Consider the following 26815-nt stretch of genomic DNA (forward strand, 5'->3'; position numbering starts at 1 on the left):
CGGCGGTTGTGTTCGCAGGACAGGGCCCGGGGACGGGTGGGCGGCCGGGTTCGGGGCGGTCGCGGCGTGACTGGGCGGTCGGGGCCGGCGGCATCATGCCGGCCGTGGCCGGGGCCGGCGCGGTGGTCTGGGGGGACCTGACCCCGGGGACGCCCGGCTGGTACCTGTGGGCCGACGTGGCCGGCGGGGCGCTGGCGTGCGCGGGGCTGTGGTGGTGCCGCCGGTGGCCGGTGGCCGCCTCGCTGGCCGTCATCGCGCTGTCCGTCCCGGCCGCGGCCGCGTCGGTGGCCGCGGGGATCGCCGCGCTCGTCGCGGCGCTGTACCGGCGGCCGCCCGCGGCCGTCGCGGTGGGGATGGCGTGGGTGGCGGCGACGCTGGTCAGATTCGCCTGGCGGCCGCCCGGATTGGCGCCGTACCCGGTGTGGGCGCTGGTCGGCGTACTGTTCGGCGGGGCGATCACCGGCTGGGGCATCCTGGCCAGGACCCGGCGGGAGCTGCTGGCGTCACTGGCGGAACGGGCCCGCCGCGCCGAGGCCGACCAGCGGCTGCGCGCGCAGGAGGCCCGCCGCGCCGAACGCCTCGGCATCGCCCGCGAGATGCACGACGTGCTCGCCCACCGGCTGTCGCTGCTGGCGGTGCACGCCGGTGCGCTGGAGTTCAACGCCGCCGCCAGGCCGGACGAGGTCGCCGAGGCGGCCGGGGTGATCCGGAGCAGCGCGCACCACGCCCTGCAGGAGTTGCGCGCGGTCATCTCCGTGCTGCGCCAGAGCCCGTCGGCCGAGCTCCCGCTGACCGGGCTCGCGTCGCTGGTGGAGGAGTCGCGGCGGGCCGGGATGCGGATCGAGCTGCACGAGCACGACGTACGCTTCGCCGACCTGCCGGAGACGATCCGGCGCACCGCGTACCGCGTCGTGCAGGAGGGGGTGACCAACGCGCGCAAGCACGCGCCCGGCCGGCCCGTCACCGTCGAGGTTTCCGGCGCGGCCGGCGGCGAGCTGAGCGTCGAGGTGCGCAACCCGCCGCCCGCCGGGCGGGAGGCGACGGGGCTGGCCACGACCGGGGCCGGAGCCGGGCTGGCCGGGCTGGAGGAACGGGTCTCGCTGGCGGGCGGCCGCCTGGAGCGGGAACGCACCGACGGCGGTGGGTTCCGGCTGGCGGCACGGCTACCATGGCCACGTGAGCGGCCCCATGAGTGAGCCGGTGAGCGGGTCCGCGGATGCGCCCGCGGGTGAGGGTGCGGGTGCGGCCCTCGGCGGGCCCGGGAGTGCGTCGGCCGCGATCCGCGTGCTCATCGTCGACGACGACGCGCTCGTCCGCGCCGGGCTGACGCTGATGCTCAGGGGCGCGCCCGCCCTCCAGGTGGTGGGCGCGGTGGCCGACGGCGCGCACGTCCAGGCCGCGGTCGGCGAGCACTCCCCCGACGTGGTACTGATGGACATCCGGATGGCCGGCGTCGACGGCATCGACGCGACCCGCCGGCTGCGCGCCCGCCAGGACGCGCCGGAGGTCATCATCCTGACCACGTTCGACGCCGACGAGCACGTTTTCCGGGCGCTGCGCGCGGGAGCCAGCGGGTTCCTGCTGAAGGACACGCCGCCCGAGGGGATCGTCGAGGCGATCCGGCGCGTCGCCGCCGGCGAGCCCAGCCTGTCGCCGAGCGTCACCCGGCGGCTGATCGCCCACCTGCTGCCGGAGGAGGACGACCGGCGGCGGGCCGACGCCCGGCGGGTGCTGTCGGCACTCAGCGACCGTGAGCGGGAGGTGGCGCTCGCGGTCGGGCAGGGCAAGGCCAACGCCGTCATCGCCGGCGAGCTGCACATGAGCGTGGGCACGGTCAAGGGCTACATCTCCCGCATCCTCACCAAGGCGGGCCTGGACAACCGCGTCCAACTGGCCCTGGTCGTCCACGACGCCTCATAGGGCCAAGGACTCCCGCCCGAGGAGCTACCTCAGCCGGCCCGGGTCGGCTGAGGTCACGGCCGTCCTCGCGTCCAGCTCCCAGCCTTTCGCGTACGCTGCGGCGAACTCTTCCCTGCCCAGCGCGGCCTGACCACGGCGGGTGAGCTCGCGGACCCACGGATCGGTGTGGTCGTGCGCGCCCCGCAGCCGGGCGGCGGCCCCGAGCAGCACGGCCGCCTCGCGCTGCCGCCCGCGCGTTTCGGCGAGCGCGGCCACGTTCACCGTCACCAGCGACAGGATCGGCAGCTCCCGGGTTGCCAGTGCGGCCGCGTACGTCTCCCGCAGCGCCCTGTCGGCGCCGGTCAGGTCGCCCCGCGCCAGGCAGAGCGCGGCCCGTGCGCTGCCGACCAGCGTCCGGGCGTGATCGGCGGAGAACGCGGTGTCGCCGGGCAGCCCCCGTTCGGCGTCGTCGAGCAGGTCGGCCGCCCTGTCCAGGTCGCCCAGCCGCACCCGGAGGTCGGCCTCCTGTGTGTCGACCAGGACGAGCATCTCCGCCGAGGACGCGCGCAGCGCCCGCTCCCGGGCGGAGTCGATCATCGCCATCGCCCGGTCGGTGTCGCCGCGCCGGATGTGCACGTCGATCCAGCGCAGGTCGCTGTAGAGCTGGTCGCCGAGGCTGGGCGAGCCGAACTCACCGGCCAGCGTGCGGGCCTCGCGCAGGTCGGCCAGCGCGCCGTCGAGGTCGTCGTATCGCCGCAGCCGGGCGCGCATCGGCAGCATGGCGGCCTCGCCCCAGCGGTCGCCGACCTGCCGGAAGCAGGCCAGGGCAGCCTTCACGTGACCACGCATCCGGTCGAGCGCGCCCGCGTTCCCCGCGATCTCGGCCTGGAACATGTGGGCCAGCCCGGACAGCCACACGTCGTCGCCGTCGGCCAGCCGCTGGAAGATCGCGAGCGCGGCCTCCTGCCCCAGCAGGAAGAGCAGGATCGGGCCGAACACGCGGTAATGGCTCGGCAGCTCCGGATGCGCGAGCAGCCGGTCGGCCAGTTCGCGCATCTCCGTCCGGTCGTCCGCGGCGTGCCCGACGGTGATCCCCGACAGGAAATCCGCGCGGTTGAGCAGGTAGGCGGCTCGGGCGCAGTCGCGTTGGGGCGTGGGCCCGCCGCCGGGCACCGCCAGGGCCTCCCCCAGCCAGTAGGCGGCGTCGGGGTGACGGCCGGACATCTGCCAGTACCAGGTCAGGGCGAGGGCGAGGGTGGTCGCGCCGCGGGAGTCGTGGGTGGCGCACAGGTGGCGCAGGGCGGCGAGGGAGTTGTCGTACTCGGCGCTGATGACCTTCATGGCCGTCAGCTGACGGGGGCCGCGCAGTTGAGGGTCGTGGCGGGCCATCAGCTCGGTGAAGTGGGCGGCGGCCAAGTCGCGGGCCGTGCGGAGGTCGCCGGTGTCGATCAGGCGGTCGGCACCGTACTCGCGGATGCTTTCGAGCATGCGGTAGCGGCCGGTGTCGGGCGCGAGCTGCAGCAGTGACCGGTCGACGAGGGCGGCGAGCAGTTCGGGGACTGCGGCGGTGGGCACGGTGGTGCCGGCGCAGACGGCGGTGGCCGAGGCGGGTGTGACGCCGCCGGGCAGGATGGAGATCCGTTCCGCCAGGACGCGTTCGTGCTCGCTCAGCAGCTCCCAGCTCCAGGCGATGACCGCGCGCAGGGTGCGGTGCCGGGGTGGTGCGGTACGGCTGCCGGTGGACAGCAGCCGGAACCGGTCGGAGAGCCCGTCGGCCAGGTCGGGCAGCGACAGCGTCCGCAGCCGGGCGGCTGCCAGCTCGAGGGCCAGCGGCATGCCGTCCAGGCCGTGCACCACGCGCACTATGTCGGGCAGCGTGGTCTCGTCGACGTCGAACCCGGGTCGCACGGCGGCGGCCCGCTCGGTGAACAGCCGCACCGAGGCCGCTCCCCGGGCCTGTTCGACGCTGTCGTCCGGGTCAGGCAGCGCGAGCGGGGCCAGCGGCACGAGCGTCTCGCCGTCGACCGCGAGAGGCTCGCGGCTGGTGGCGAGCACGCGCAGCCCGGGGCTACGGGGCAGCAGTGCCGCGACCAGGTGGGCCACGGCGTCGATCAGGTGCTCGCAGTTGTCGACCAGCAGCAGGCTCTCCCGGCCGCCGAGCGCGCCGACAAGGACGTCCAGCTCGTCACCCTCGACTCGCTTGCGGGCGTCGAGCATGGCGCCGCCGCGCAGCCCGATCCCGGCGAGCACGGCCGCGGCGATCTTCGCCGGCTCGGTGACAGGGGCGAGGTCGATGAGCCAGGCGCCGTCGCGGTATTCGTGGCGGTGGCGACGAGCGGCCTCCAGCGCGAGCCGACTCTTCCCGGCGCCGCCGGGGCCGAGGACGGTGACCAGTCGCCTGGTGGTGAGCAGGGTGGCGATGCGGCTGAGGTCTTCGTCGCGGCCGATGAAGCTGGTCAGCGGCGCGGGCAGGTTGGCCGGCCGGATCTGGCCGGGATCGGTGGCCGCCTGCCACCCGGCATCCCGCCCGGTCACCGCCGCGGCGCTCTGGCCGGGCCGCAGCAGGCGCTGGTGGCGTTCCCGCAGGACGGTGCCCGGGTCGGCGCCGAGGACATCGGCCAGGCGCTGCCGGACCCGCTCGTAGACGGCCAGCGCCTCGGCCTGACGCCCCTGGGCGGCGAGCGCGTCCATCAGCAGCGCCGCCGCCCCCTCGTGGAGCGGCTGCTCGGCCAGCAACCCGGTCAACCGGGCAGCGGCCACCTCGGCCCGCCCCAGGGACAACTCGGCGGCGGCGAGGTCGGCGACCGCCTCGATCGACACATGTACCAGCCGTGTCGCGACCGTGGGCGCGACCGCGGCGATGACCGCGGGTTCGGCGCCAGGACGGTCGCCCCACAACGCCACGGCCTCGGCAAGCGCAGCGACCGCGGCCTGCGGGTCACCTGCCCTCAGCCTCTCGCGACCGGCAGCGGTGAGCCGCTCGAAGCGCGGCGCGTCCACGTCGGCCGCGTCCACCGCCAGCCGGTAGCCCCCCACGACCCGCGCGACCACGCCACCGGCCGTTCCGGCCGCTCCGGCCGCTCCGGCCGCTCCGGCCGCTCCGGCCGAGGCGAGAGCACGGCGCAGCCGGGAGACGAGGGTCTGCAGGGCGTGGGCAGGGCCGGACGGCGGCTCCTCGGCCCAGATCGCGTCGACCAGCACGCCCGGCTCGACCGCGCGGCCACCGGCGAGCGCCAGCCGTACGAGCAGGCCCTGTAACCGCGCGCCCGCAACGGGCAGAACGGCGTCACCGCGAGACACCTGGAACGCGCCGAGCAGCCTGACGCGAAGCCCGTGCATCCCCGTCCATTCCCCGATCTTCGCGCGCTCCCCCGCAAGGCCCCAAATCGGGGCGGCCGTGTCAGCGGTGCGTATGCCCTGTGTGTGCCCTGTGTGTGCCCCGCGTGAGCGACCCGCCTCAGTCTTCACAGGCATGACCCCGCGACGCGCTCGGGCGCCGGAGGACGTCCGTCGCCGCCGGCGGTCCCGAGACGTTCGAGCACGTCGCCACCCGCTGGTTCGTCAACCCGACGATTTCAAGGAGAACATCATGAAGACCCCAGTCACGATCATCGGCGCCGGCCTCGGCGGGCTCGTCCTGGCCCGCGTCCTCCACGTGCACGGCATCCCGAGCACGATCTTCGAGGCCGAGGCCTCGCCCACGGCACGCGCCCAGGGTGGCATGCTCGACATCCACGACTACAACGGGCAGCTCGCGCTCGAGGCGGCCGGCCTGATGGACGAGTTCCGAGCCGTCATCCTGGAGGGCCGCCAGGCGATGCGTCTGCTCGACAAGGACGGCGACGTCATGTTCGAGAAGGGCGACGACGGTACCGGCGGACGTCCCGAAGTGCAGCGCGGCGACCTGCGGCGGATCCTGCTCGAATCGCTGCCGGCGGGTACCGTCCGGTGGGGCCGCAAGGTCAGCGGCGTGCGCGCGCTCGGCGGCGGCCGGCACGAGGTGACCTTCGCCGACGGCTCCACGGCCGAGACGAGCCTGCTGGTCGGCGCGGACGGTACCTGGTCCCGGGTCCGTCCGCTGCTGTCCGACGCCATCCCCGAGTACACCGGCGAGTCGTACGTCGAGACCTACCTGTACGACGCGCAGACCCGCCACCAGTCGGCCGCGAGGGCGGTCGGCGACGGCTCGATGTTCGCGTCCGCGCCCGGCAACGCCATCGTCGCTCACCGCGAGCGCGGCGACACCCTGCATGCGTACGTGTCTCTCACCCGGTCGCTGGAGTGGTTCGACGCCATCGACTTCTCCGATCAAGCCGCAGCCGCCGCCCGGGTCGTGCAGGAGTTCGAGGGCTGGGCGCCGGAGCTCACCGCGCTGATCACGGACGCCGACAGCGGGCCGCTCCTGCGCCCGCTCTTCGCCCTGCCGGTCGGGCACCGGTGGGACCGTGTGCCGGGTGTGACCCTGGTCGGCGACGCCGCGCACCTCATGCCTCCGAACGGCGAGGGCGCCAACCTGGCCATGCTCGACGGCGCGGAGCTGGGCAAGGCGATCGCCGCGCACCTCGAGGACGTCGAGGCCGCACTCGACGAGTACGAGCAAGCCATGTTCCCGCGCACGGGCGAGATTCCCCAGGGTGACGAGCTCGTTGCGAGCCTCTTCGGTGACAATCCGCCCGAAAGTCTGCTCGCTCTGCTCGCCGAAGAGGGACTGACTACCTCGTAGTACTTTGTCAGGTTTTGCTGAGCGGTAACGCTGGGAGACGTGCGGGCGGGCCGATGGCGTCGCCGGCGTGCATCGGCTCGCCCCAGCCATGGACGCGCACCGCTCGGTGGCTGCTGATGCATCGCCGATTGAAAGTTCACCACGCCAGGAGCGGCATTTCTCCGGAAAAGTCTACACCGAGGCTTCAACGATACCGTTGAAGGCATGGATATCAAGGACACGGCCCTGCCGCTCGACGGCGCGGGCGTCTCGGCGTTCCTCCGGTCGCTGCCCGCCAAGCCCCTGCTGCTCGGCCTGGGCGAGGCCAGGCACTTCGTGGACGAGCTGGGCGAGCTGCGCAACGACATCTTCCGGCATCTGGTCGAGCACGAGGGCTACCGGTCGTTCGCCATCGAGAGCGACTGTCTCAAGGGCCTGGTGGTGGACGACTACGTCACGACGGGCGCGGGCACGCTCGATGACGTCATGGAACGCGGCTTCAGCCACGGCTTCGGCGCCTCACCGGCCAACCGCGACCTCGTACGCTGGATGCGCGCGTACAACGAGGAGCATGACGACAAGCTCCGCTTCTACGGGTTCGACGGCCCTCTGGAGTATTGGGCGGCGAGCCCGCGCCAGGCGCTCACCGCCCTCTACGCCCTCCTCGACGGCCCGCTCCCCCGCACCGTGGTGACCAGGGAAACCCTCGACACGCTGCTGGGCCCGGACGAGCCGTGGGAGAACGAGGCCACGGCCATGGATCCGTCCCAGTCGATCGGCCGGTCCGCCGACGCCCAGCGGCTACGGCTGATCGCCGACGACCTGGTGGCACTGCTCGACACGCAGGCGCCGCAGCTGAGCCCGCAGGACAGGGAGCGGGCGGCACTGTACGGGCGCACCGCCACCGGCCTGCTCCGCTACCACCACTGGATGGCCGACGCGTCCCCGGAACGGTGGACCCGGCTGTCGGCCCTGCGGGACGCGATGATGGCCGCAAACCTGCGTGCCGTCGCCGAGCACGGCCCGGCCCTGGTCTTCTCCGCCAACCTCCACCTGCAGCGCAACAAGACCCTCATGCGCTTCGGCGACCAGGTGCTGGAGTGGTGGAGCGCGGGGGCGATCACCGGGACGCACCTGGGCGACCGGTACGCCTTCCTGGCCTCCGCCTTCGGCACGGCCGGCGACGACACCCCGCCCCCGGACACCGTCGAGGGCATCCTGTCCACGCTCCCGTGGGACCACTGTCTCGTCGACGCCCGCCGCCTGGCCGAGGCCATCACGAAGCCCGCTCCGCGCGTCTCCCAGGATTTCGCCTATTTCCCGCTGGACCCGGCCCAGCTCAACCTGATCGACGGCATCGTCTTCCTCAAGCGGGCTGTCCGGCTGGGGCGGCTGGGTTGAGCTGAGCGCGGGGCGGCAGCGGAACGGCCACGCCGCACCCGCCCGCAGCAGGCCGGGCTCGCATCTACAGCGTGTTCACCTACGAGGCCGTCTTCCCCGCGGAGAGCGCCGACTTCTACCACCCGTTCCTCGTCGGGATCGAGGAGTGCGTCGAGGAGGCGGGCTGCGACCTGCTGCTGTTCACCAGCGCCAAGGCGCAGCAGGGCGAGCGGCGGCGGATCTTCAGCGCGGAGAGCCGGATCCTCGGAGCGGGGGCGAGCCCGATGCTCACCTGGACGTTGGCGACCAACCTGGGCGAGAACGAGCCGCTCATCCGAGACTTCCTGGGCCACGCCAGTCAACCCTGACGCTCTCGTGACGCCCCGCGATCCGGCCTGCCGCGTCGTAGGCGGTCACGGTGACAGGAGGGATGTCGACATAACGCACTGGTCCACCGCTGTTCCTGCTCTTGCGGGAGACGGTCTTGGCCGGCGTCCTGGCGATGAAGAAGCCGTTGCTCACGATGGCGTCCGTACGCCCGGAGGACCATCCGATCGTCACCCGCCGCACGTCGGGAGCGACTCGGCCAGCGACTATGCGCACGTAGTTGTCGTGGGGCGGCGGGTTCTTCCGGTACCAATAATGCACCAAATAGATGTCCACGCTCAGCTTGCCAGGGAACCCGGCCACGTCCCCCGGAGCCTTGTTGCCCCAGTAGGTGAAGACCGGGGGCTCGGGCAACTCTTTGGTCGGCGTGCACAGAACGAAGCCCTTGGCGCTGCCCACCAGAGCGCTGGAGCCGTTCTTGTCCCGGTATTCCGCCAAGACACGGAAATCCCGCACCGTGCCGTGCGCCGGGTCGCGCGAGTCGGGGTTGACGTTGACGGACGGCCCGCCGGCGGGCATACAGTCATGCACCAGCCGGAGCTGATCGGGGGTGTTCGGCGGCAGCTCGCGGACAGGCGGCTCGGCGACCTTCGCGGTCATCTGCGCCCCGTCAAGAGGAAAGACGAAGCCGAGCCCGGCGGCCAGCGTGGCGATGGCGGTGAGGGACCACGACAGGCGGCGGCGCGCCGATCGGGCGGTCGCGCGGGCGGCGTAGGCCGAGGCGTTCACCGGGAGGGCCTCGCCGGCCATGCGGCGCAACTCCTCGGCGATAGTGCGCTCGTTGACGGTCGTCATGTCAGGCCTCCAGGGTGACGGGTTCGCCGACCAGCTCGCGGAGCCGGGTGATCGCCTGATGTGTCTGGCTGCGTACGGTGCCGACCGAGCAACCCATGATCTTGGCCACGTCCGACTCCGGGAGATCTTCGTAGTAGCGCAGCACCAGCACCGCCCGTTTGCGCACAGGCAGCGTACGTAACGCCTGGTCGAGGGTGATGCGGGTCTCGACCTCGGCGGTCCGGTCCCCGGTCGCCCGCTCGGGCACCGCGTCCACCACGCGCTCCCTGCCCCACCCCGGGCTCCGCCACCGGTCCACCTGTTCGTGGTACATCACTCGGCGCACGTACATCTCCGGGTTGCCGCGGATTCTCCGCCAGCGGCTGGCCGTCTTGGTCAACGCGCTCTGCAGGAGGTCCTCGGCGGCATGCTGGTCGTTGGTGAGGACGTACGCGAGCCTGATCAGGCTGTCCGAGCGGGCGGCCACGAAGTCGGCGAAGTCGCGTTGCTGGTCGGGATGCACGAGTCTCCTTGGGGCGGGGGTCTCGCCCTGTTCAGACGTGTCCGGGGCCGTGTTTCTATGGCGTGCTCGTGCGCCGCAGTGTCGAGGCACCCCGTTATGTCGACTCGTTCGGCCAAAGCGGGCCACCGATCGTGCGGGCTGCCCTCGCCGTCGCGCTTCGCCGACCAAGATCAGTAGTCAAGGGGCCAAGCACTCAGAGCTGAGCTCATGCTCACGCTGGCGTCGCACACGAAACCGGACACGTCCAACCCACCACCCGGTCACCGATCAACACCATCAACGACCGACAACCCCACTACGTCCTCATGCAACGTGGCGCGGAACAGACGTCAGCCATCCCATCGGGCTTCTGCGATCTCGCCCTTGTCGTGGCGCTCGAGCAGGGCCCCGGCGCCGTTCTCCAGGAGCCGGGCCGTGTCCGCCGCGCGGGGGAGCATGGTCTTCTCGTAGACGCCGACGGCTTCGCCGACCGTGGCGGAGCCGGCCAGCGCGAGGGCGAGCTCGCAGGCGTCGAGCATGGCCAGGTTGGCGCCCACGCCGAGCGGGGGCATGAGGTGGGCGGCGTCGCCGAGCAGGGTCACGCTCGGCGTGTGCTCCCAGGCGTGCGCGACCGGCAGGGCGAACAACGGACGATCGACGTACGGTCCGTCGTTGTCGGTGATCATCTGGAGCATGGGCGGCGACCAGCCGGAGAAGGCCTCGCGCAGCCGGCCCCGGTCGATCTCCGGTTTGAAGAGCTCGCCCTCGGCCGGGACGTGGTGGCCCAGAAGCCGCCCCGCCGGATCCAACCGGCGCATCTCCTGTCCTTCCGGGCGTGCCAGCCTGAAGAACGCGTCGATCAGGCCGGCCTCACGCAGGGCGAGTTGCCCGTCGTCGGCATGCAGGTCCAGGGTGCCGCCCTGGTTGCGCGCCTCCGGGTGCGGGTCGCGGTCGTAGACCGTCACGGGGATGCCGTGCCGCTGCAGGATGCGGGCGCAGGTGAGGCCTCCGGGTCCTGCTCCGACGATGCTGACCCGTTCGTTCCGGTTTTGTCCGGTACGGCACGTGGAGTAGTGCGTTGTCAGAGAAGATGTTCTCCGAGGAGCAGTTGGAGCAGCTGCGCTCGTTTCCGGAGATCAGCGCGGATGAGTTGATCCGGTATTTCACGCCGACGTCGGCTGACGTGGCGTTCGTGAGTCCCAGCGGGCGGGGCCCTGTCGACCGGCTGGGCATGCTGGTCCAGCTCTGTACGCTGCCGTGGCTCGGGTTCGTGCCCGATGATGTGGCCTCGGCGCCGTCGGCGGCCGTGGCCCGGGTCGCAGAGCGGCTGGGCGTGGCGTCGGCGGCGCCGAGGCTGTACGGCAAGCGCGATCAGACCCGCTCGGACCATCTGGGCCCGATCGCCAAGTATCTGGAGTGCAGACCGCTCCGGCGGGCAGCCAGGCGATGAAGGAGCTGGAGCAGTTCTTGCTGGACCGGGCGATGGAGCACGACTCGCCAACGCTGCTGTTCAACCTGGCGCGCGAATACCTGATGGCGGCCAAGGTGATCCGGCCCGGCGCGCTCGTCCTGGCCAAGGGATGACCCGGCTGGAGTGGCTGGTCACCCCGGCCCGGGACGCGTCGGCGACCTCGGTGAAGACCGCGATCGACAAGCTGACCTGGCTGCGCGCAATCGACGCCCACCAGATGGATGCGACCCCGTCTCGTGACCGAAGGAGCACCCCTTCGGAGTGGACACATGGCCGCGGTCTTGTCGGTGCCGACTGCCACCATGTCGCCAGCCGATCAAGGGCGGTACGGTGACCGACCTCCTCAGCCAGTTCCGCTGGCTGGAAGACCACCGAGAGCAGTCGGTCCGCCGGCAAAGGCCGCGGCGGCCGCGTGAGCCTGCACGAGTTCTTCATGTTCGACCGTCCATCCGGTCGCCTCTCGCAGGCGACTGAACTCCGCGGTCAGCGTGGTTGCTGAGGTGGTGCGCGTGTCGGTGTTGATGGTCACCGCCAGCCCGCTTGTCAGGAGCCAGGCGGCGGGATGCGCCGCCAGGCTGGGGACTGCGCCGGTCTGTATGTTGCTGGTCGGGCACATCTCCAGGACGATCCTGTCGCGCTGCAGCCGTTCGAGCAGCGCGTTGTCGCTGATGCAGTGGACGCCGTGGCCGATCCGGCGAGCGCCGAGCACCTCGATCGCCTCCCACATGCTGTCGGGGCCTGCGGCCTCGCCGGCGTGAACGGTACAAGGGAGCCCTGCCGTGTGGGCGAGGTCGAAGGCGGCTCGGTGTGGCGCGGCGCTGTGGAGCCGTTCGTCTCCGGCCAGGTCGAGCCCGGCCACCTTGTCGCGGTGCCGCAGCGCCGTCTCTGCGACGGCGAGGCTCTCCTGTGCTGTCTGGTGCCGCAGGCAGCACAGCAGCAGCCCGGTACGTACGCCGGTGGCTTCCCGGCCTGCTGCCAGGCCCTCGGAGACGGCCTCGACCGCCTCGTCCTGACTCATGCCGCGTCGGCCGTGCAATTGCGGGGCGAACCGGACTTCGCCGTAGACCACATCGTCGGCGCTCCAGTCTTCGACCAGCTCGCGGGCCGCCCTGCGGAGAGCGTCGGGGGTCTGCAGGACCTGTAGTGGCACGTCGATGTACGTGAGGAACCGGGTCAGGCTGCCGCAATCGACGGGCGCCGTGACCAGCCGCTCGACGGGGCCGTTCAAAGTGAGGCCCTGAAGGCGTGCCAGATCGGCCACCGTGCTGGGGCGCACTGACCCGTCGAGATGGCAGTGCAGTTCGTAACGCGGTATGAGTGCGGGAGCGGCGTCGGACATCATCGGTGTCTTTCTGGGTGAGGGTCGGGTGCCGACGCCTGGCCCGGGGTTCGGGCGCACGTGTCGAAGAGCAACTGCTTGAAGCCGGTTCTGCTGACCCGTCGGACGAGCGTCAGGTTGGGTGCGGGAGCCGATCGGCGGCGATCTATGATCAGCTGGCCGCGAGTCTCCTCACCGAGGGCGATGTCCACATGGACCTGCTCCCGCTCGGTGGCCAGCTCGGGCCGCAGCGCCACCGCCATGGTGACGGGATCGGGGAGATCGTATCCGGGCAGGCCGGTGACGTCGCGGGCCCAATCGTTGACAGTCCGGTTGATGCGGTGCGCGAAGGTGGCCATGGGCGTGCCGAGCCGCTCCAGGCGGAGCTGGTCTGCGGGCGTCATGACCGCGTCCGTTCGGGAGACGTCCCAGCCGATCCAGGTGACCTTGTCCGGTGTGGCGGCCTGCAGTACTACCCGAGCGGCCTCGGGGTCGGCCCAGACGTTGAACTCGGCGGTGGCCGAGATGTTGCCGCGCATGTCGGCGGCACCGGCCATGCAGTACACATGCCGGTACCGGGTAAGCAGATCGCGATCACGCAGCAGAGCGGCGGCGATGTTGGTGAGTGGGCCCAGAGTGACCAGCGTCAGCTCCCCTGGATGCCATCGCGGGTAGGACAGCAAGACGTCGACCGCGTGCTGCGGCTCGGCGACCCGCAGCGGCTCGGGTAGACCGACGTCGCCCATCCCGTCGTGGCCGTGCACCTGCTGGGCGGTGGACGGCGCGCGCGTCATCGGGCGTTCGCACCCGGGATGGACGGGGACGTCGGCACATCCAGCTATCTGCAGTGAGATGAGCGCGTTGCGAGTGCCCGTCGCCACAGGTACGTTGCCCGCCACTGTGGTGACGGCACGCACGTCGCCCAGGCCGCTGGCGGCCGCGAGCAGCAGCGCCACCGCGTCGTCGGAGCCGGTGTCGGTATCGATGATCAAGGGAAGTGCCGGCACGGTCTCCTCCACATCTAAACGTTTAGAACCGCCGTACTATCTAATCGATTAGATGAGAGAATGTAAACCGCCATGACGAATCGCGCAGACAAGCCGATCACGCTGGCCGATGTGGCCCGTAGAGCGGGGACCTCCACGGCGGTGGTCAGCTATGTGATCAACAACGGCCCTCGTCCTGTCGCCGCCGCGACCCGAGAACGGGTCCTGGCCGCCGCAGCCGAGCTCGGCTATCGCCCCAACCGCATCGCGCGCGCATTGCGCTCACGCACCACGGGGGTGGTCGGCCTGGTCGTGGCCGACGCGTCCAATCCCTACTTCGGCGCTCTGGCCAGGCATATCGAGCAGGCGCTCGACAAGCGCGATCGACTCACGCTGGTCGGCAACGCCGACTACTCCGCCGACCGGGAGCGGCACCTCGTCGATCGCTTCCTCGCCGCCCAGGTCGACGCTCTGGTGATCGTCTCCGCGGACGGGGAGGACGACGTGGCGACCCGCGCCGAAGCGGCGGGCGTACCGGCCGTCTACGTCCACAACGGCCCGCCCGGCGGGCGCGCACCTGTCGTCGCGGCCGACAACCAGAATGCCGTGCAGGAAGCGGTCGCGCACCTACGCGCGCACGGGCACCGGCACATCGCCTTCCTGTCCGGCCCACACGACACAGGACCGGTGGGGGCGCGGCGGGCTGCATGGCACGCGGCCGTCGCCGACGATCCTGATGCCGTCCTACTGCGTTGTGACTACTCACGGGCAGCAGCGGACGCCCTGGCCCGCCGCCTCGCAGCCCAAGGCGCCATGCCACAGGCCCTGATCACCGCCACCGATGAGCAGGCAACCGGGGTCCTGTCAGGGGCGTGGGCATGCGACCTTCCCGCCCCGGACCGGATCGCCGTGATCAGCCTGGACGGAACCCCTGAGAGCGCCCACACCGCCCCGCCGCTGACAGTCACCCGCCAGCCGCTGCAGGCCATGGCAGAGCAGGCCATCGACCTGCTGTTCGGCCATGCTTCCTGTTCGCTCGTCGCGCATGCCCCCCTGGTCATCAGACGTAGCTGCGGGTGCGACGAAGCATGACCGCTAGGCGGCAGACCCCAGAACGGCACAGACCTTCTTGAATGCGCTTGGTTCAGGTCACCGTGACATTCACCCGCTGGGCACCCGAGCCGACGGGCGGAGCCGGGCGGTACGGCTCAAGAACGCGGGCTTCTCCGGCGAATGCCTGGGAAACGATCGCTGGTGGTTCTGCTCATCGCGGAGGCCTGCAACGTCGGCCTCACCCTGGTGATCAAGGACGGGGATACCCTGATCAACATCGACGCCGGTCCGCAGCCCGAAGTCGTCACGACCGACCAGGCGTCCGATTGGCGATGGACATCCCCGTTCCCGACACCGGAGCGATCGAGACTGACCTGCGGGCATTGGCGTGCTCACTCGTCCAGGCGTTCACCAGTTCCACCGGGCAGGCGATCCTGGCCACCATGTTCACCGGTGCAGCCCATCTTCCGGAGATCGCCACGGCCCGGCGGCACATGTTCGACGATCGACTCGCCAGGGCCGAACCGGTGGTGTTGCGCGCCATCGAGCGCGGCGAACTTCCCGCAGACACCGATCCCGCGGAGTTGTTCAAGACCTTGGCCGCGCGGATCTACTTGCGCCTGCCCATCGCCGCCGACCTGGTCGACGAGACGACCGCCGACCAGGCGGCGCGCGTCACGCTGGCCGCCGCGCGCGCCGGCGCCCTCCGGCCGGCGAGGTACGGCCAATGATCTGGCGGAAGAATTGCGAGGTGAGGGCTGCCACTACTGAGTTCTCCCAGTCTCGGAGAGATTGCGGCGGTTGATCCGCGGAAAGGGCCTCTCCGCAGAGCAGTCAGCGTCCGTCCTGCCTGACGAACAGGTGCCGGTACCGATGAAACCTGGCGGACTGAGGATCACCGGGGGACGTGGCCCGAGTAGTCGATGACGCCATCGTCGGCCCCCCGCACCGAGAGGTCCATGACCGCGGCCGGCGGTGGTGCCGTGCCCAGGACGGTCTGGTAGGTGGCGCGGCCGACCCGGTCGATCCCTGCCGCCTTCGCATCGTCGATCAGGCGAAGATGCGTACGATCCTGCGCCACCGTTCGTGCAGCCTGAACGTGCTGATCGCGCCGCTGGTTGCCTCATGTGCTCAGATAGTCCGGCGGTGGTCGACGTCGCTGCCGACGGCCCGCGGTAGGTTCACAGCCATGGCCACGACCGCCGACGTCCGTCATGAACTCGCCAGCCTGGCCGACCCGCATCGGGCGAAGGAAGTGGCCCGGTTTCTGCAGATGACTCCCGGCGGGTATGGCGAGGGTGACCGGGCCATCGGCGTGTCTGTGCCCGAACAGCGCAGGGTGGCCGGCCTGTACTGGCGTGATCTCCCGCTGGCCGAAACAGCGAACCTGCTGACCAGCAGCGTGCATGAGGAGCGGCTGACGTCGCTTTTCATCCTGGTGCGCAAGTTCACCAAGGGGAACGAGGAAGAGCGGGGCCGAATCTTCAATCTCATCCTGGCCAACACCAGCCGAATCAACAACTGGGACCTGGTGGACTCGTCGGCACCGTACATCGTCGGCCCGTGGCTGATCGACAAGGACCGCAGCGTGCTGGATTGGCTGGTCGAGTCGAGTCTGCTGTGGGACCGGAGGATCGCCATCATGGCGACGCTCGCGTTCATCAAAGCCGGAGACTTCTACTGGACCTTCCGGCTCAGTGAACGGCTCCTACGCGACCCCCACGACCTCGTGCACAAGGCGGTGGGTTGGATGCTGCGTGAGGTAGGCAAACGCGACCGAACGGCGGAGGAGGAGTTCTTGGCCCGACACTACCGGGCCATGCCACGGGTCATGCTGCGGTACGCGATCGAGAAGTTCGAACCGCAGCGACGTGCGCACTACCTCACCGGCGTGGTCTGAATAGGCACCCTCCGGTTGCGCCGGAGGGAGGCACGGCGATGCGCGCGCTCGGGTGCTGCTGCGGTTCAAACCGCCCGCGACACCCGAAGCCCTTGTGGTGCAAGGAAAAGGTGCAGAGCCGCGCCGTGACCTGAATGGTTGACCGGTCACGGCACCGGGCGTCCCGCCGAACGCATGTGGACCCGGCACACCGCCGCCCTCAGCGCGGCCATCGCCGATGACGCCGGCGTGAGCCACGACGACATCGCCTGCCACGCGCTCGCCCGGTTCGTCCTGGAGATACCGGCACTCAGCCGAGGCCGGCAGGATCCTCGAACGGCCGTCGAGGAGGTCTTCGACCTCCTGGCACACGGCTGGCGCCCGCCTCGCCGAAGGTGATCACCATCTCCTCAGCCGGACGACGGGGCTCCAGACACCCCCAGCAGCGGTAGCCACACCCCGTCCACGATCTCGACGATCGACTCGTCCGGCACCGCGCGCATCGTCGTCAGCAGGTCGTGGCGCAGCAGGTCGAACGGCAGGTTGACCACGCGGGGCGATCGTGGCACGTCGGGCAGCTCGCCGCGCCCGACCGCGCGGGCGACGATCGTCTCGAAGGCGCTCTCCCGGCCCGGCGGCAGGATGGTGTCACGCAGCTGGCTGAAGCTGGTACCGGTGTCGCGGAAGTAGTCCACCAGCTGCACGCTCATCAACGTGATCGTGGGCGCGCGGTCGGCGTTGGCGTTGCGCAGGAAGCCGATCGCGTCGTCGCGCAGACCGCCGGTCTCGGGCACCGCGATCGGCTGCCAGAACGCGCTGAGAGTGGCCAGCAGCAGGTCGCCGCGCTGCGGCCAGCGCCGGTAGAGCACGGGACGACTCGTGCCGGCGCGGGCGGCGACCGCTTCGTAGGTGAAGCCGTGGTACCCGTGCTCGATCAGCACCTCCCACGCGGCGTCGAGGATCGCGTCCTCGAGCTCGGCGCCGCGCCGACGGGATGCGCCGACGCCACGGTGTTCCGCCGCGATCCGCTCGTGGTTTGGAGCCACTTGCGTATCTTATCGCGGCCACCTACGGTGTCCCGCATTAGATACAGCAACGTACCTTAAATGGGGTGTCAGTGATGTTCGACGTCATCATCGTCGGCGGCGGACCCGCCGGCCTCTTCCTGGCCTGCGAGCTCAGCCTCGCGGGAGTCCAGCCCCTGGTGCTGGAACGACGGCCGCAACCAGACCTGACAGACAAGGCACACGGCCTCGCCGGCCAGGTCGTGCGGCTGCTGGACAACCGCGGCCTCTTCGAACGCTGCGGGGGCCGAGGAGCACCGGCGCCCGCGCCCGGGCTCTTCTTCGGCGGGATGCCGCTGCCCCTGCACGTGCTCGGCAGGCAGAACCCGATGTATCTCCTCCCGGTCAACCAACGCGATCTTGAACGGGTGCTCCATGAGCGCGCGTCAGAGCTCGGCGCCGAGATCCGGCGAGGCTGGGAGGTGCTGTCCTTCAGCCAGAGCGACGACCAGGTCGACGTCGTGGCACGCGGCTCCGACGGGACCGAGACGACATTCGCCGCCCGATACCTCGTCGGCTGCGACGGCGGCCGCAGCCTGGTGCGCAAGCAGGCGGGCATCGCCTTCCCCGGCACCAGCGACGACAACGTCGTCGACCGCTCGGCCCTGATCGGGCCGAGCGACCGCTTCCATCTCGCGCCGGGGGGACGTGTGGTGATCGACGGCCTCGGCGAGATCCCGGCGATGTTCCACCGCACCGAGCGGGGCGTTTTCACCCTCCTCGCGCACGACCCGGAGCGGCCCCTGGTCAACACGGCCGAATGGGAGGACCACCCGGCGGGCGACTTCCCGGGGCCGGGCGCGCCGATGACGCTGAAGGAGATGGAGGAGAGCATCGAACGGGTCCTCGGAGTGCGCCTGCCCCTGACTCCCCCGCCCGAGGGCGCCCCCACCCTGCTCCGCCGCCAGTGCGGCCGCAACTCCCGGCTCGCCGACCGCTACCGCGACGGCCGGGTCTTCATCGCCGGCGACGCGGCACACGTGAGCCACGGTCCGACCCTGAACGCCGCGCTGCAGGACGCCGCCAACCTCGCCTGGAAACTCGCCGCCACGCTCCAGGGATGGGCCCCGGAAGATCTGCTGGACAGCTACGAGACCGAACGCCGCGCGAGCGGCGAACGCGTGCTCATGCACACCCGAGCCGGGGCCGCTCTGATGGCGCCCGGCCACGATGTCACCGCGCTGCGCCTGCTCTTCGCGGAGTTCCTCGACCACACCGACAACCTGCACATGCTCGCCGCCCTGATGGCGGGCGCCGACGTCCGCCACGACATGGGCGAAGAACACCCCGCCGCACCCACCGGCTGGTTCGCGCCACCCCTTGACCTCACCACCGACGACGGACACACACGGCGCCTCGCCGAGCTCCTGCGCGACGCCCGCCCCCTGCTCGTCGACCTCACCGGCGGCAACGACCTCGCCGCCACCGCGGAGCCCTGGACCGACCGCGTCCACCGCGTGACCGCGACCACCGACGACGCCCCGGCGCCCGCCCTGCTCATCCGGCCCGACGGCTACGTCGCCTGGGCAGGCGCGGACCCCGACAGCCTGAAGACGGCCCTCACCCGCTGGTTCAGCCCGGGCACCCAGGCCCACGAAAACTGCTGATGAAAGCGTGGCGCCCCGTTCTCGAAGCTCCCGGCCGTGGAGCTCCGAGAACAAGGCCAGGCCGCGGTCGTACAGCCGACTCAGGATTGGGTGTCGAGCCACTCCTGGAAGGTGGGTCCGGCGAGCTTGGCGTGCGGGCTGGGCAGGAATCCGCCGGCGGCGGCGATCTCGGCATCGGGCATGCCGGAGCCGTCGACGCCGACGACCTTGATGCCCCGGCGGGCGCCGAGGAGTCGGGCCGCCTGCGCCATGCTCTCCTCGCGGGGCCCGGCGATCTCGGGGATCGCTGCTCCCGCGGCGGGCGCGCCGGGGTCGGTGGCCAGGTCGACCAGCTCCTCGGCCACGGTGCGGCACGCGACGAGCTGGGTGGGCAGGGCCGGGATGTAGGCGACGTCGCCCTGCTGCCAGTCCAGGAGCTGACCGACGAACTCGTGGAACTGCGCGGCCCGCAGAATGCGGACGGCAAGCGGCCCGGACAGCAGCAGTTCCTCGTGCACCTTCTTGGCGGCGAGGAAACCGGCGGTGGCCTTGTCAACGCCGATGACGGACGCCATGGCGATCCGGGCGACCCCCGCCTTCCGGCCCGCCTCGTGCAGATTGCGGGCCGACGTGCGGAAGAACTCCGTCGCCGCCTCCTGCTCGGAGGAGTGCCACGAGGCGACGTCGATGATGACATCCACCCCGGTGAGCGCCTCGGCCAGGCCCTCACCGGTGATGACGTCCACGCCGGTGGCCCGGGACATCGGCACGACCCCATGCCCCCGTTCGGCCAGGACGTCGACGACGTGGCGGCCCAGCCGCCCGGTCGCTCCTGCCACCGCGAACTTGGTGATGCTCATGCTCGACGCCTTCCTTACTCGCTGTAGTTCTGGCCGGGGGGCATGCCGGGGATCGGCTTGGCGATGAGAGCGGCCGGGGTGAAGAAGCCGATGTGGGCGATCACCATGATCAGCGACCACATCGCCTTGTCGTCGTAATGCACGGACGCCCTGGCGTACAGCTCATCGGGGACGCGCTCCCCGGACGGATTCGGGGTGAGGACCGCCTCCACCAGCTCCAGCGCGACCCGTTCGGCATCGGTGAAGCAGGTGGCGTCGTGCCAGGTGGCCACGGCGGTGATGCGCTCCTCCGACTCCCCCAACCCACGCAGGTTGCCGGTCTCCCGGATGGTGAAGTACGTGCTGCCGAGGAGCTGCCCGGCACGCAGCTGCAGCAGGTGGACAGTGGTCTGCGGAATCGCGCCGTTCTTGAGGACTTTGTGCAAACCTCCGGCGACCTCTGCCATCTCGGGGACGAACGGGAGGGGGTTGGGCATGCGCGAGCGAAGGGCGCTCGTCGTGGGTGTGGACATGATGGGGACTTCCTTGCTCGTGGTGGCGCGTCGTTACGAGCAGAAGATCCCGGCGACCCGCTCCCTGTGACAACGAGGCCTCTGTGACATGGACCACACACCGTTGATGTCACAGAGCCACAAGAGCCGGGATCGTATGGACATGGCACGGTACCGAACGAACAGACAGGAACCAGCGATGAGCGGACGAAGCGCCCAGCCGACGGGCACAGCCGAGCCCCTCACTCGCGACAACCGCATGGACTCCGCCACCGAAGCGTTCGTCACCCACCGCAACCTGCTGTTCACCGTCGCCTACGAGATGCTCGGCTCGGCGGCCGACGCCGAGGACGTGCTGCAGGAGACCTGGCTGCGATGGGCGGGCGTCGACCTGGGCCCGATACTGGACCAGCGCGCCTACCTGATGAGGATCGCCACCCGGCAGGCGCTGAAACGGCTGCGCACCCTCGGCCGGCGCAAGGAGTCCTACATCGGCCCATGGCTGCCCGAGCCACTGCTGACCACGCCGGACGTGGCGGAGGACGTCGAGCTGGCCGACAGCGTCTCGATGGCGATGCTGCTGGTGCTGGAGACCCTGCAACCGACCGAGCGCGCGGTGTTCGTGCTGCGCGAGGTGTTCGACCTGGACTACGACGAGATCGCCCAAGCCGTCGACAAGAGCCCCGCCGCGGTCCGCCAGATCGCCCACCGGGCACGCTCACACGTCGCCGCCCGCCGCCCGCGCGGCACCGGCTCCCCGGCCGAGCACCGAGCCGCCCTCCAGGCCTTCCAGCGAGCGGTCGAAACCGGCGAGCTGCAGAGCCTGCTCGACATCCTCGCACCCGATGTCGTCGCCCTGAGCGACGGCGGCGGAGTCAGACACGCCCTGCTACGGCCCGTCATGGGGGTCGAGAACGTGGCTCGCCTCCTGGCCGTCGGCTGGTGGAAACGCGACGCCGAAAGGTCCGTCGAGCTGGTTCAGATCAATGGCGGCCCCGGGCTGCTCGTGCGAGTCGACGGGGAGATCGACGGCGTGGTGGCGGTCCGCGTGGAGCACGGCCACGTCACCGGCGCCTACCACGTACGCAATCCCGAGAAGCTGTCGCGCATGGAGCGGGAGACCGCCGTGACCCGCTGGTCACGAACCGGCCCGGCAAACCGATCCTCCACCCGTAACGCCCCGGCACCTCTCACCCAGCGGCGCCCGTGGACGTGACCTTCTCCAGCACGGAGATGAAAACGTGCCGCCTGTCCGGACGCGCCCTGCCCGCAGCATGCCTCAGGGCAGGAACCGCCGGCGCGCCCAGCAGAACGAGCCCGTCGGAGACAGCCCTGCGGACGGCAGGATGAGAGTGCGCGAGCAAGCCGACCAGCGCGGGAATGGCCGGCTTCCACGCCGCATGACACAACGTCCTCACCGCCGAACGCACGATGTCAGGTTGCCGGTCGTCCAACAGCAGCGAAGTCCGCTCCAGGTAGTCCCCGTGGCTCATCACCCTGCGGGAGATCCGATGAGCGTGCAACCGGACTCTCGCCTCGGAATGGCCGAGCAACTCCACCAGCAACTCCTCGAACTCCAGATCACGCAGCTCAGAACCGCCACCCGCCGACCGATCCGCGTCGCCTCGGCGCAGGCGGGCAGGATCGTCGTCGTAACGCTCGGCAAGCAGGGTCAGCGCCCGGCGGATCTGCTCCACGCCGCCGGTACGCGCCAGGTGGAGCAGATCCGCCCGCGACGGCCGTTGCTCCCGGGCCGCCGCTTGCCGGACACGAGTGCGGCTGCGCAACGCCGACAGAGCGGCGAAGTCCTGCCGGACCGCACGAGGATGACGCAACGGCCCTTCCACCAGCACCACCCTGTCCGCGAGCTCGTCACGCCCTTCTTCGCGCAGCCGCCTACGCACCCGCACCAGCGCGGGCGTCCGCAACAGCTCGACACCGGAGACGAGATCGAGCAAGCCCCACGCCCCCGCCTCGAGACGACCGGACAAAGCCTCGGCCAGGACATCGGGAGCCGCCCCGCGCAACGCCCGACCGGCCGACGCGCGCAGAGCAGGCCCACCCAGTTCCCACCACGACACCAGCAGAGGGATGAGCCGCTCCACCTCCGGCGGATCCAGGAGAGCGGCGACGCGGGCGATCCGCTCGCAAACCGCCTCGCCACCGCAGTCCAGCTCGCCGACCTCGCGCAACTCGGCCTCACCCATGAGAGTCAGGGCATGCGCGAGATCCGCGGTGACGACCAGATCGACCCGCCCGTGAAGGAAGGCACGCAGCACCATGAGCCGGAACCGGGGCTCGGGCCAGGACAGCAAGGCCCGCGCCGCGACGTCACGTCGATCCTGCACCGGATCGTCGAGCATCTCCAGCAGACGCTCGCACAGAGCCGCCGAACGAGGCCCGTCCCGATCAGCAGGACGACGAACACGGACGGTTGACGCGGACCGGCGGGCGTCCTCCGCGATGGTCCACGGCGGCGCGTCGAACGGCTGCAACTCGACCATCCAGTCCAGCAGGACATCACGCACCTCCCTGCCGGCCGCCGGAAACAGACCGATCAGCGCGTCGAGCCGATCACGCGAACCCACTCCGTCACCACCAGCGCCGGCACCACGCGCATCGGACACCTCGTCAGAGCCTGGGAGGACAAGACCGTCCATGGACCGATCGGCGAGGCGAAACCGCCGGAGGGCCTCCGGCGTGCGCGCGGCCACAGCCAGCGCCTCTCGCCATCGGCGTACGGCGGGACGCTCATGCGCCTCACCGCTGCCGCTGCCGCTGCCGCTCGACGCGACGGCGGCCACCGGCCGCGGCACCCCGAACGCCTCCCGCAGCACCTCCTCCTCAGCCAGCCACGCGTTCGCACCCGCACGGGCGGCAGCCAGCGCCCGGCCGAGATCAGCACGGGTCAGCACCGCGCCACACCGGCGCAGCAGCACCAGCAGGGACCGGCTCCCCGCCGCCGCCGGCGGCAGCGCGCGAATCCGCGCGACAACGTCGACCACCTCGCTCGAGGACAGCCCCCCGACCGCCTTCTCAAGCACTCCCAGAAGACCATCGCGGTGAGCCTCACCGACATCAGCCAACCCCGCGACCAGCGTCCGCGCCGACCGCGCGAAGGCCTCCACCTCGCCGGCCGTCCACGGCGGCGGGCAGAGCGCCAACACCAACCGCAGCACACCACCGCGACGACCTGGCCCGTCAGCCGCCAACTCCAGCCAGCGCACCAGCATCGGCCGAAGCCCGCCCAGCCGATCGACGACCGGCCCGTCAGGGTCGCGCTCAAACCTCTCCACCAGGCGCCATGCGGCCTCGGCGTTCCAGCCACGCCCCACCAGGACGTCGAAGTCGGCATCCGGCCGAGCGGCCGGCGCGGCACCCGGCAGAGAGATGCCACGCGCCGCCATCCGCTCCGCCAACTCCGCGACCGTACCCGAACCAAGGCCGAGCCGACCCGCGGCAAGAAGAGAGATCAAGCCCGCCCCGGCCGGCGACCCCTGGTCGGCCAGCGCGCCGACGGCACGAGCGGACAACACCCCATCAAGACCCTCCAACAGCAGGTCACGCGTACGGACATCCACAGCGCCGTCGGCCGCGGCCACGACGGTGGCCGCATAGGCGTCACCGAGGATCGACCGCAACGCTTCGACCAGCGCGCCACGCAGACCCGGATTGTCATGCCTGCCGAGCCAGAACAGCAGCCTCGGCACAGCCACCGGAGCCCCGGCATGGATCAACGCCGTCGCGGCCGTCTTCTTCACGTTCATGTTGGGATGGTCGAGACAGGCCGCGACCGCCGCGGCCGCCCAGCCCGCGCCCGCGTGCCCCAGCGCCAGCAACGCCTGACGAACGGTCTGCACATCGGAGGCCGTCGTGAGCGGGATCAGACTCGCCGACAACGCCTGCGCGTCCTCGCCGTCCGCATCACGGGCGAGCAGCGCGATGACATGCTTACGAACATGACGGTCACGATGGCGCAGCAGCGGATGTACACGTGACCGCACTCCCCGGTGAGACGTCCGCAGAAGCAGGCGCAGCAGGACCATCCGCTCAGCCGCCGTGAGCGCGGGGCGGTCCAGCAGATCGAGCGCGATGCTCGCCACGAGCGCGTCACCGGCCTCCCGCGCGTCCGCTGCGTCCAGAAGACAGCGCGGCCGGATCTTCCCCCTGTCATGGAGACGACCACCGAGGTCAGCGACAGCCGCGACGACCTCCGGCGGCACCTCCGGCTCGCCACCGCCGCCGGACACCCCCGGCGCCCAGGAGACCGCAAGATCGGACACGACCCGCAACAGCAGGTCGGCGACCGCGGGCACCGTGGCGGAACCACCGTTTCGCGCCAGCCTGCACAAGGCGTCCACGGGCTCGTCCGGGTTAAGGCCCGCCCGGAGCAACGCCAGCTCCCGCTCGTCCGGGCCACCGAGATCGACGGCGATCCGACGAGGCACATCCCGCGGGTCCAGCCGCACCAGGATCGACTGCCGCCCGCCAGGGTCCTCGGTGAGATGCCACAACACCTCCAAGGCCCGGCGGCGCACCGGCCGCAGATAGGAGACCACAGCACCAGCGGCGTCCGCACCCTCCGGCGCGTCCAGGCCCAGCCCGGCGCGCAACGCCGTCACCGTCCGGGCCCCGCCCACGGCTTCAAGAGCCTCCAGCGCCGCCGCGGCCGACCGTGGCAACACGGCGATGACGGCCTCCTCGGCCGCCGTGTGGCGCAGCGCACGAATCGCCCCCAGGAACGGCTGCGGATCCGGCGCGACATGCAGCAGACCGGCAACCCTCTCCCCCACCGGCAGATCCCCCGTACCCTGAGCAGCCAACGCAACCAGGAGCTCCAGCCGCCGCGGCCAGTGCGGATCATCCACAGCCGCCGCGGTCAACTCCTGGAGCGTCTGTCGCCGGCACGTGAACAAGACAGTGGCGACCTCACCCGCAGGCACCGAGTGGTCCGCGACCGCCAGCCCCACGATCGCCGGCACGTCGTCACCCCCGGGGAAGTGCCCACGCCGGTGCAGACCGCGCAGGCACCGCACCACCGGCCCGGCGAGCAGGAGCGGATCGACCGCGGCGATGCCCACAAGATCGCGAATGTCGTCGCGGCTCGCAAGACCACCGAGCGCTTCCAGCGCCCGCCGCCGGAGCACCGGAGGCCGATCCCGGTCGGCGGCCACCTCCCGCAGCACGTCCTGATGCCCATGACGTGCCGCGACATCGATCACCGCCTCGGCCACCGCACAGCCGGCAGAACCTGACTCAATGCCAAGAAGCCGATACAGAAACTCCTGCGGCAACGGATCCAACGCCGCCCACGGCTGCGACAGCTCACGCAGCGCGGCCGCGACGAGACCGGCTCCGGCAGTCTCCGCGCCGGCTTCCCTGACCATCGATTCAATGAGCCGCACCACATGCCGCCGGGCTCGCGCCGGCGCCAGCAGACCGGCATGTACAGCCTCGCGCGTGACCCGCAGAGCCTCCGACCACAACACAGGATCGTGCCGACCCGACAACACCCGGACAAAACTCTCTGGTTCGTCCACATCGACCGCGCCGACCCCACGAACCGCCTGATACAGCAGCTCTCCCGCGGGCTCGTCCCGCAGGATCTCAGGCCGGTCACTGATCTCGGCACTCAGCCAGGCGATGCGGACCCGGATCGGCAGATCCGCCTTGCGCCACTGCGGCCACGGCCGGGGACGGACGTAGGCCCGCAGCCGGAGATAAAGGCCGGCCAGAGCCAGCGCCGCCTCCGGCGGACCATCCAGCGAGCCCGGCAACGATGCCGCGAACTCGGCCAGCTCGCAACGGTCTTCAGCTCGCCTCGCGTCCAGGCGTTCGGCGAGGCCTACCAGGCCCAATGCCCGCAGTCGTGAATCCTCGTGCCTGATGAGAAGCCGCAGGGTGGCCGGCGGACAGCTCAACGGATCAAGCCCATCCACATCACCGCGGCGTACGGCGGCAAGGACCGCATCGTCGACCGACGTCATGCGCTATCAACTCCAGCCGGACCAGCGAAATACCGCCAAGCGTAGCGAAACGCTCGCCACGTCCCACCCGAACGGGACGCGCTCACAGGGATGACTTGGCGCTCCGTCATCCCATGACCGCGCTCCGCCGAGGCCGACGTCAGCGCTCCTGTGGTTGTTGATGTACGTACGGGCGAAGCCCGTCCCTTTTATGGTCTTTTGAGGTTTTACGAACCGGGCGCCTTTACATTGTAGATTTATAGGCGGGCCTGCGGGGAGCGTGCCTATCGCCACTGGCCGTTCCGATGCAGGTGGCCTGGTCACCCAGCAGGTCGGCGAGCGCGGTTCTCAGGGCGGCCCGGCTGACCCCGTGGGTGCGTGCGAGGGCGGCGGTCGACGCGCCCTGGCCCTGGAACACCGCCCTCGCCTCTTCGCGCCGTGCGGCGTCGAGGGCGGGATGCCCTCGACGCATCGGCCCGTCCCGGCAAGCTTCCGTT

General features: G+C 70.9%; 24 protein-coding genes. 13 read left to right on the top strand and 11 right to left on the bottom strand.

The genetic code is table 11. The features are described 5' to 3' along the window. The first annotated feature begins 8 nt into the window (after positions 1 to 8). Both AB0H64_RS36350 and AB0H64_RS36355 read left to right on the top strand, forming a co-directional pair. A complete protein-coding gene (locus AB0H64_RS36350) occupies positions 9 to 1196 on the top strand; it encodes a histidine kinase (RefSeq protein ID WP_357633941.1) in 1188 nt (395 codons plus the stop codon). Next, positions 1177 to 1920: a response regulator transcription factor gene (locus AB0H64_RS36355; RefSeq protein ID WP_357633944.1), complete on the top strand. Its 744-nt coding sequence runs from the start codon at positions 1177 to 1179 to the stop codon at positions 1918 to 1920. The genes AB0H64_RS36350 and AB0H64_RS36355 overlap by 20 nt, the downstream gene beginning before the upstream one ends. 24 nt (positions 1921 to 1944) lie before the next feature. Here AB0H64_RS36355 and AB0H64_RS36360 read toward each other — a convergent pair whose 3' ends face one another. Further along, on the bottom strand, positions 1945 to 5238 hold the full coding sequence (locus AB0H64_RS36360) for a BTAD domain-containing putative transcriptional regulator (RefSeq protein WP_357633947.1): 3294 nt from the start codon (positions 5236 to 5238) through the stop codon (positions 1945 to 1947). A 250-nt stretch (positions 5239 to 5488) separates the two neighbouring features. Between AB0H64_RS36360 and AB0H64_RS36365 the strand changes: the two genes are divergently transcribed. The 3 genes from AB0H64_RS36365 (at position 5489) to AB0H64_RS36375 (ending at position 8349) form a co-directional block, all read left to right on the top strand. Further along, positions 5489 to 6622 (top strand): NAD(P)/FAD-dependent oxidoreductase, encoded by a 1134-nt coding sequence (locus tag AB0H64_RS36365; protein WP_357633949.1) that lies wholly within the window; start codon positions 5489 to 5491, stop codon positions 6620 to 6622. A 204-nt stretch (positions 6623 to 6826) separates the two neighbouring features. After that, on the top strand, positions 6827 to 8002 hold the full coding sequence (locus tag AB0H64_RS36370) for an erythromycin esterase family protein (protein WP_357633952.1): 1176 nt from the start codon (positions 6827 to 6829) through the stop codon (positions 8000 to 8002). A gap of 71 nt (positions 8003 to 8073) precedes the next feature. Then, positions 8074 to 8349 carry a hypothetical protein gene (locus tag AB0H64_RS36375; RefSeq protein ID WP_357633955.1) on the top strand — a complete coding sequence of 92 codons (276 nt, stop codon included), beginning with the start codon at positions 8074 to 8076 and terminating at the stop codon, positions 8347 to 8349. On the opposite strand, the gene AB0H64_RS36380 is transcribed toward AB0H64_RS36375, so the two are convergent. The 3 genes from AB0H64_RS36380 to AB0H64_RS36390 all read right to left on the bottom strand — a co-directional run bounded on the left by AB0H64_RS36380 (position 8312) and on the right by AB0H64_RS36390 (position 10729). Next, on the bottom strand, positions 8312 to 9163 hold the full coding sequence (locus AB0H64_RS36380; RefSeq protein ID WP_357633957.1) for a hypothetical protein: 852 nt from the start codon (positions 9161 to 9163) through the stop codon (positions 8312 to 8314). The two genes, AB0H64_RS36375 and AB0H64_RS36380, sit on opposite strands and share 38 nt — an antisense overlap. A 1-nt stretch (position 9164) precedes the next feature. After that, positions 9165 to 9665: a SigE family RNA polymerase sigma factor gene (locus AB0H64_RS36385; RefSeq protein ID WP_357633959.1), complete on the bottom strand. Its 501-nt coding sequence runs from the start codon at positions 9663 to 9665 to the stop codon at positions 9165 to 9167. Positions 9666 to 9994: 329 nt separating this feature from the next. Continuing rightward, complete coding sequence (locus AB0H64_RS36390) at positions 9995 to 10729, bottom strand: FAD-dependent monooxygenase (RefSeq protein ID WP_357634071.1); 735 nt, start codon at positions 10727 to 10729, stop codon at positions 9995 to 9997. Between the two features lie 5 nt (positions 10730 to 10734). Here AB0H64_RS36390 and AB0H64_RS36395 point away from each other — a divergent pair, with 5 nt between their 5' ends. Next, a complete protein-coding gene (locus tag AB0H64_RS36395; RefSeq protein ID WP_357633962.1) occupies positions 10735 to 11094 on the top strand; it encodes a DUF4158 domain-containing protein in 360 nt (119 codons plus the stop codon). Beyond that, on the top strand, positions 11091 to 11228 hold the full coding sequence (locus tag AB0H64_RS36400; protein ID WP_357633965.1) for a DUF4158 domain-containing protein: 138 nt from the start codon (positions 11091 to 11093) through the stop codon (positions 11226 to 11228). The genes AB0H64_RS36395 and AB0H64_RS36400 overlap by 4 nt, the downstream gene beginning before the upstream one ends. A gap of 230 nt (positions 11229 to 11458) precedes the next feature. Here the strand turns inward: AB0H64_RS36400 and add are convergent, their stop codons facing one another. Then, the gene (add, locus tag AB0H64_RS36405) at positions 11459 to 12457 is read right to left on the bottom strand and encodes an adenosine deaminase (protein ID WP_357633967.1); all 999 of its coding nucleotides are present in this window, start codon (positions 12455 to 12457) and stop codon (positions 11459 to 11461) included. Next, the gene (locus AB0H64_RS36410; RefSeq protein ID WP_357633969.1) at positions 12454 to 13440 is read right to left on the bottom strand and encodes a nucleoside hydrolase; all 987 of its coding nucleotides are present in this window, start codon (positions 13438 to 13440) and stop codon (positions 12454 to 12456) included. Before AB0H64_RS36410 ends, add begins: the two co-directional genes overlap by 4 nt. Before the next feature lie 72 nt (positions 13441 to 13512). Between AB0H64_RS36410 and AB0H64_RS36415 the strand changes: the two genes are divergently transcribed. Then, positions 13513 to 14511 carry a LacI family DNA-binding transcriptional regulator gene (locus AB0H64_RS36415; RefSeq protein ID WP_357633971.1) on the top strand — a complete coding sequence of 333 codons (999 nt, stop codon included), beginning with the start codon at positions 13513 to 13515 and terminating at the stop codon, positions 14509 to 14511. 293 nt (positions 14512 to 14804) lie between these two features. After that, positions 14805 to 15203 carry a TetR-like C-terminal domain-containing protein gene (locus AB0H64_RS36420; RefSeq protein WP_357634073.1) on the top strand — a complete coding sequence of 133 codons (399 nt, stop codon included), beginning with the start codon at positions 14805 to 14807 and terminating at the stop codon, positions 15201 to 15203. 164 nt (positions 15204 to 15367) lie between these two features. Here the strand turns inward: AB0H64_RS36420 and AB0H64_RS36425 are convergent, their stop codons facing one another. Continuing rightward, positions 15368 to 15553, bottom strand: coding sequence for a hypothetical protein (locus AB0H64_RS36425; RefSeq protein ID WP_357633974.1), 186 nt, complete (start codon positions 15551 to 15553; stop codon positions 15368 to 15370). Between the two features lie 108 nt (positions 15554 to 15661). Here AB0H64_RS36425 and AB0H64_RS36430 point away from each other — a divergent pair, with 108 nt between their 5' ends. Next, complete coding sequence (locus tag AB0H64_RS36430) at positions 15662 to 16372, top strand: DNA alkylation repair protein (RefSeq protein ID WP_357633976.1); 711 nt, start codon at positions 15662 to 15664, stop codon at positions 16370 to 16372. 138 nt (positions 16373 to 16510) lie between these two features. Then, positions 16511 to 16750: a hypothetical protein gene (locus AB0H64_RS36435; RefSeq protein WP_357633979.1), complete on the top strand. Its 240-nt coding sequence runs from the start codon at positions 16511 to 16513 to the stop codon at positions 16748 to 16750. Between the two features lie 11 nt (positions 16751 to 16761). On the opposite strand, the gene AB0H64_RS36440 is transcribed toward AB0H64_RS36435, so the two are convergent. Further along, positions 16762 to 17397: a TetR/AcrR family transcriptional regulator gene (locus tag AB0H64_RS36440; RefSeq protein WP_357633982.1), complete on the bottom strand. Its 636-nt coding sequence runs from the start codon at positions 17395 to 17397 to the stop codon at positions 16762 to 16764. A 74-nt stretch (positions 17398 to 17471) separates the two neighbouring features. Between AB0H64_RS36440 and AB0H64_RS36445 the strand changes: the two genes are divergently transcribed. Beyond that, positions 17472 to 19022 carry an FAD-dependent monooxygenase gene (locus tag AB0H64_RS36445; protein ID WP_357634075.1) on the top strand — a complete coding sequence of 517 codons (1551 nt, stop codon included), beginning with the start codon at positions 17472 to 17474 and terminating at the stop codon, positions 19020 to 19022. Positions 19023 to 19102: 80 nt separating this feature from the next. On the opposite strand, the gene AB0H64_RS36450 is transcribed toward AB0H64_RS36445, so the two are convergent. Next, on the bottom strand, positions 19103 to 19861 hold the full coding sequence (locus AB0H64_RS36450; RefSeq protein ID WP_357633984.1) for an NAD(P)H-binding protein: 759 nt from the start codon (positions 19859 to 19861) through the stop codon (positions 19103 to 19105). A 14-nt stretch (positions 19862 to 19875) separates the two neighbouring features. Continuing rightward, positions 19876 to 20337 (bottom strand): carboxymuconolactone decarboxylase family protein, encoded by a 462-nt coding sequence (locus tag AB0H64_RS36455; protein ID WP_357633987.1) that lies wholly within the window; start codon positions 20335 to 20337, stop codon positions 19876 to 19878. 274 nt (positions 20338 to 20611) lie between these two features. Here AB0H64_RS36455 and AB0H64_RS36460 point away from each other — a divergent pair, with 274 nt between their 5' ends. Next, positions 20612 to 21568: an RNA polymerase sigma-70 factor gene (locus AB0H64_RS36460; RefSeq protein WP_357634077.1), complete on the top strand. Its 957-nt coding sequence runs from the start codon at positions 20612 to 20614 to the stop codon at positions 21566 to 21568. Here AB0H64_RS36460 and AB0H64_RS36465 read toward each other — a convergent pair. Continuing rightward, entirely contained in the window at positions 21543 to 26339 is a 4797-nt protein-coding gene (locus AB0H64_RS36465; RefSeq protein WP_357633990.1) for a HEAT repeat domain-containing protein, read from the bottom strand. The two genes, AB0H64_RS36460 and AB0H64_RS36465, sit on opposite strands and share 26 nt — an antisense overlap. Positions 26340 to 26815 lie beyond the last annotated feature (476 nt).

Source organism: Nonomuraea sp. NPDC050733 (assembly GCF_040654215.1).
Taxonomy (GTDB): domain Bacteria; phylum Actinomycetota; class Actinomycetes; order Streptosporangiales; family Streptosporangiaceae; genus Nonomuraea.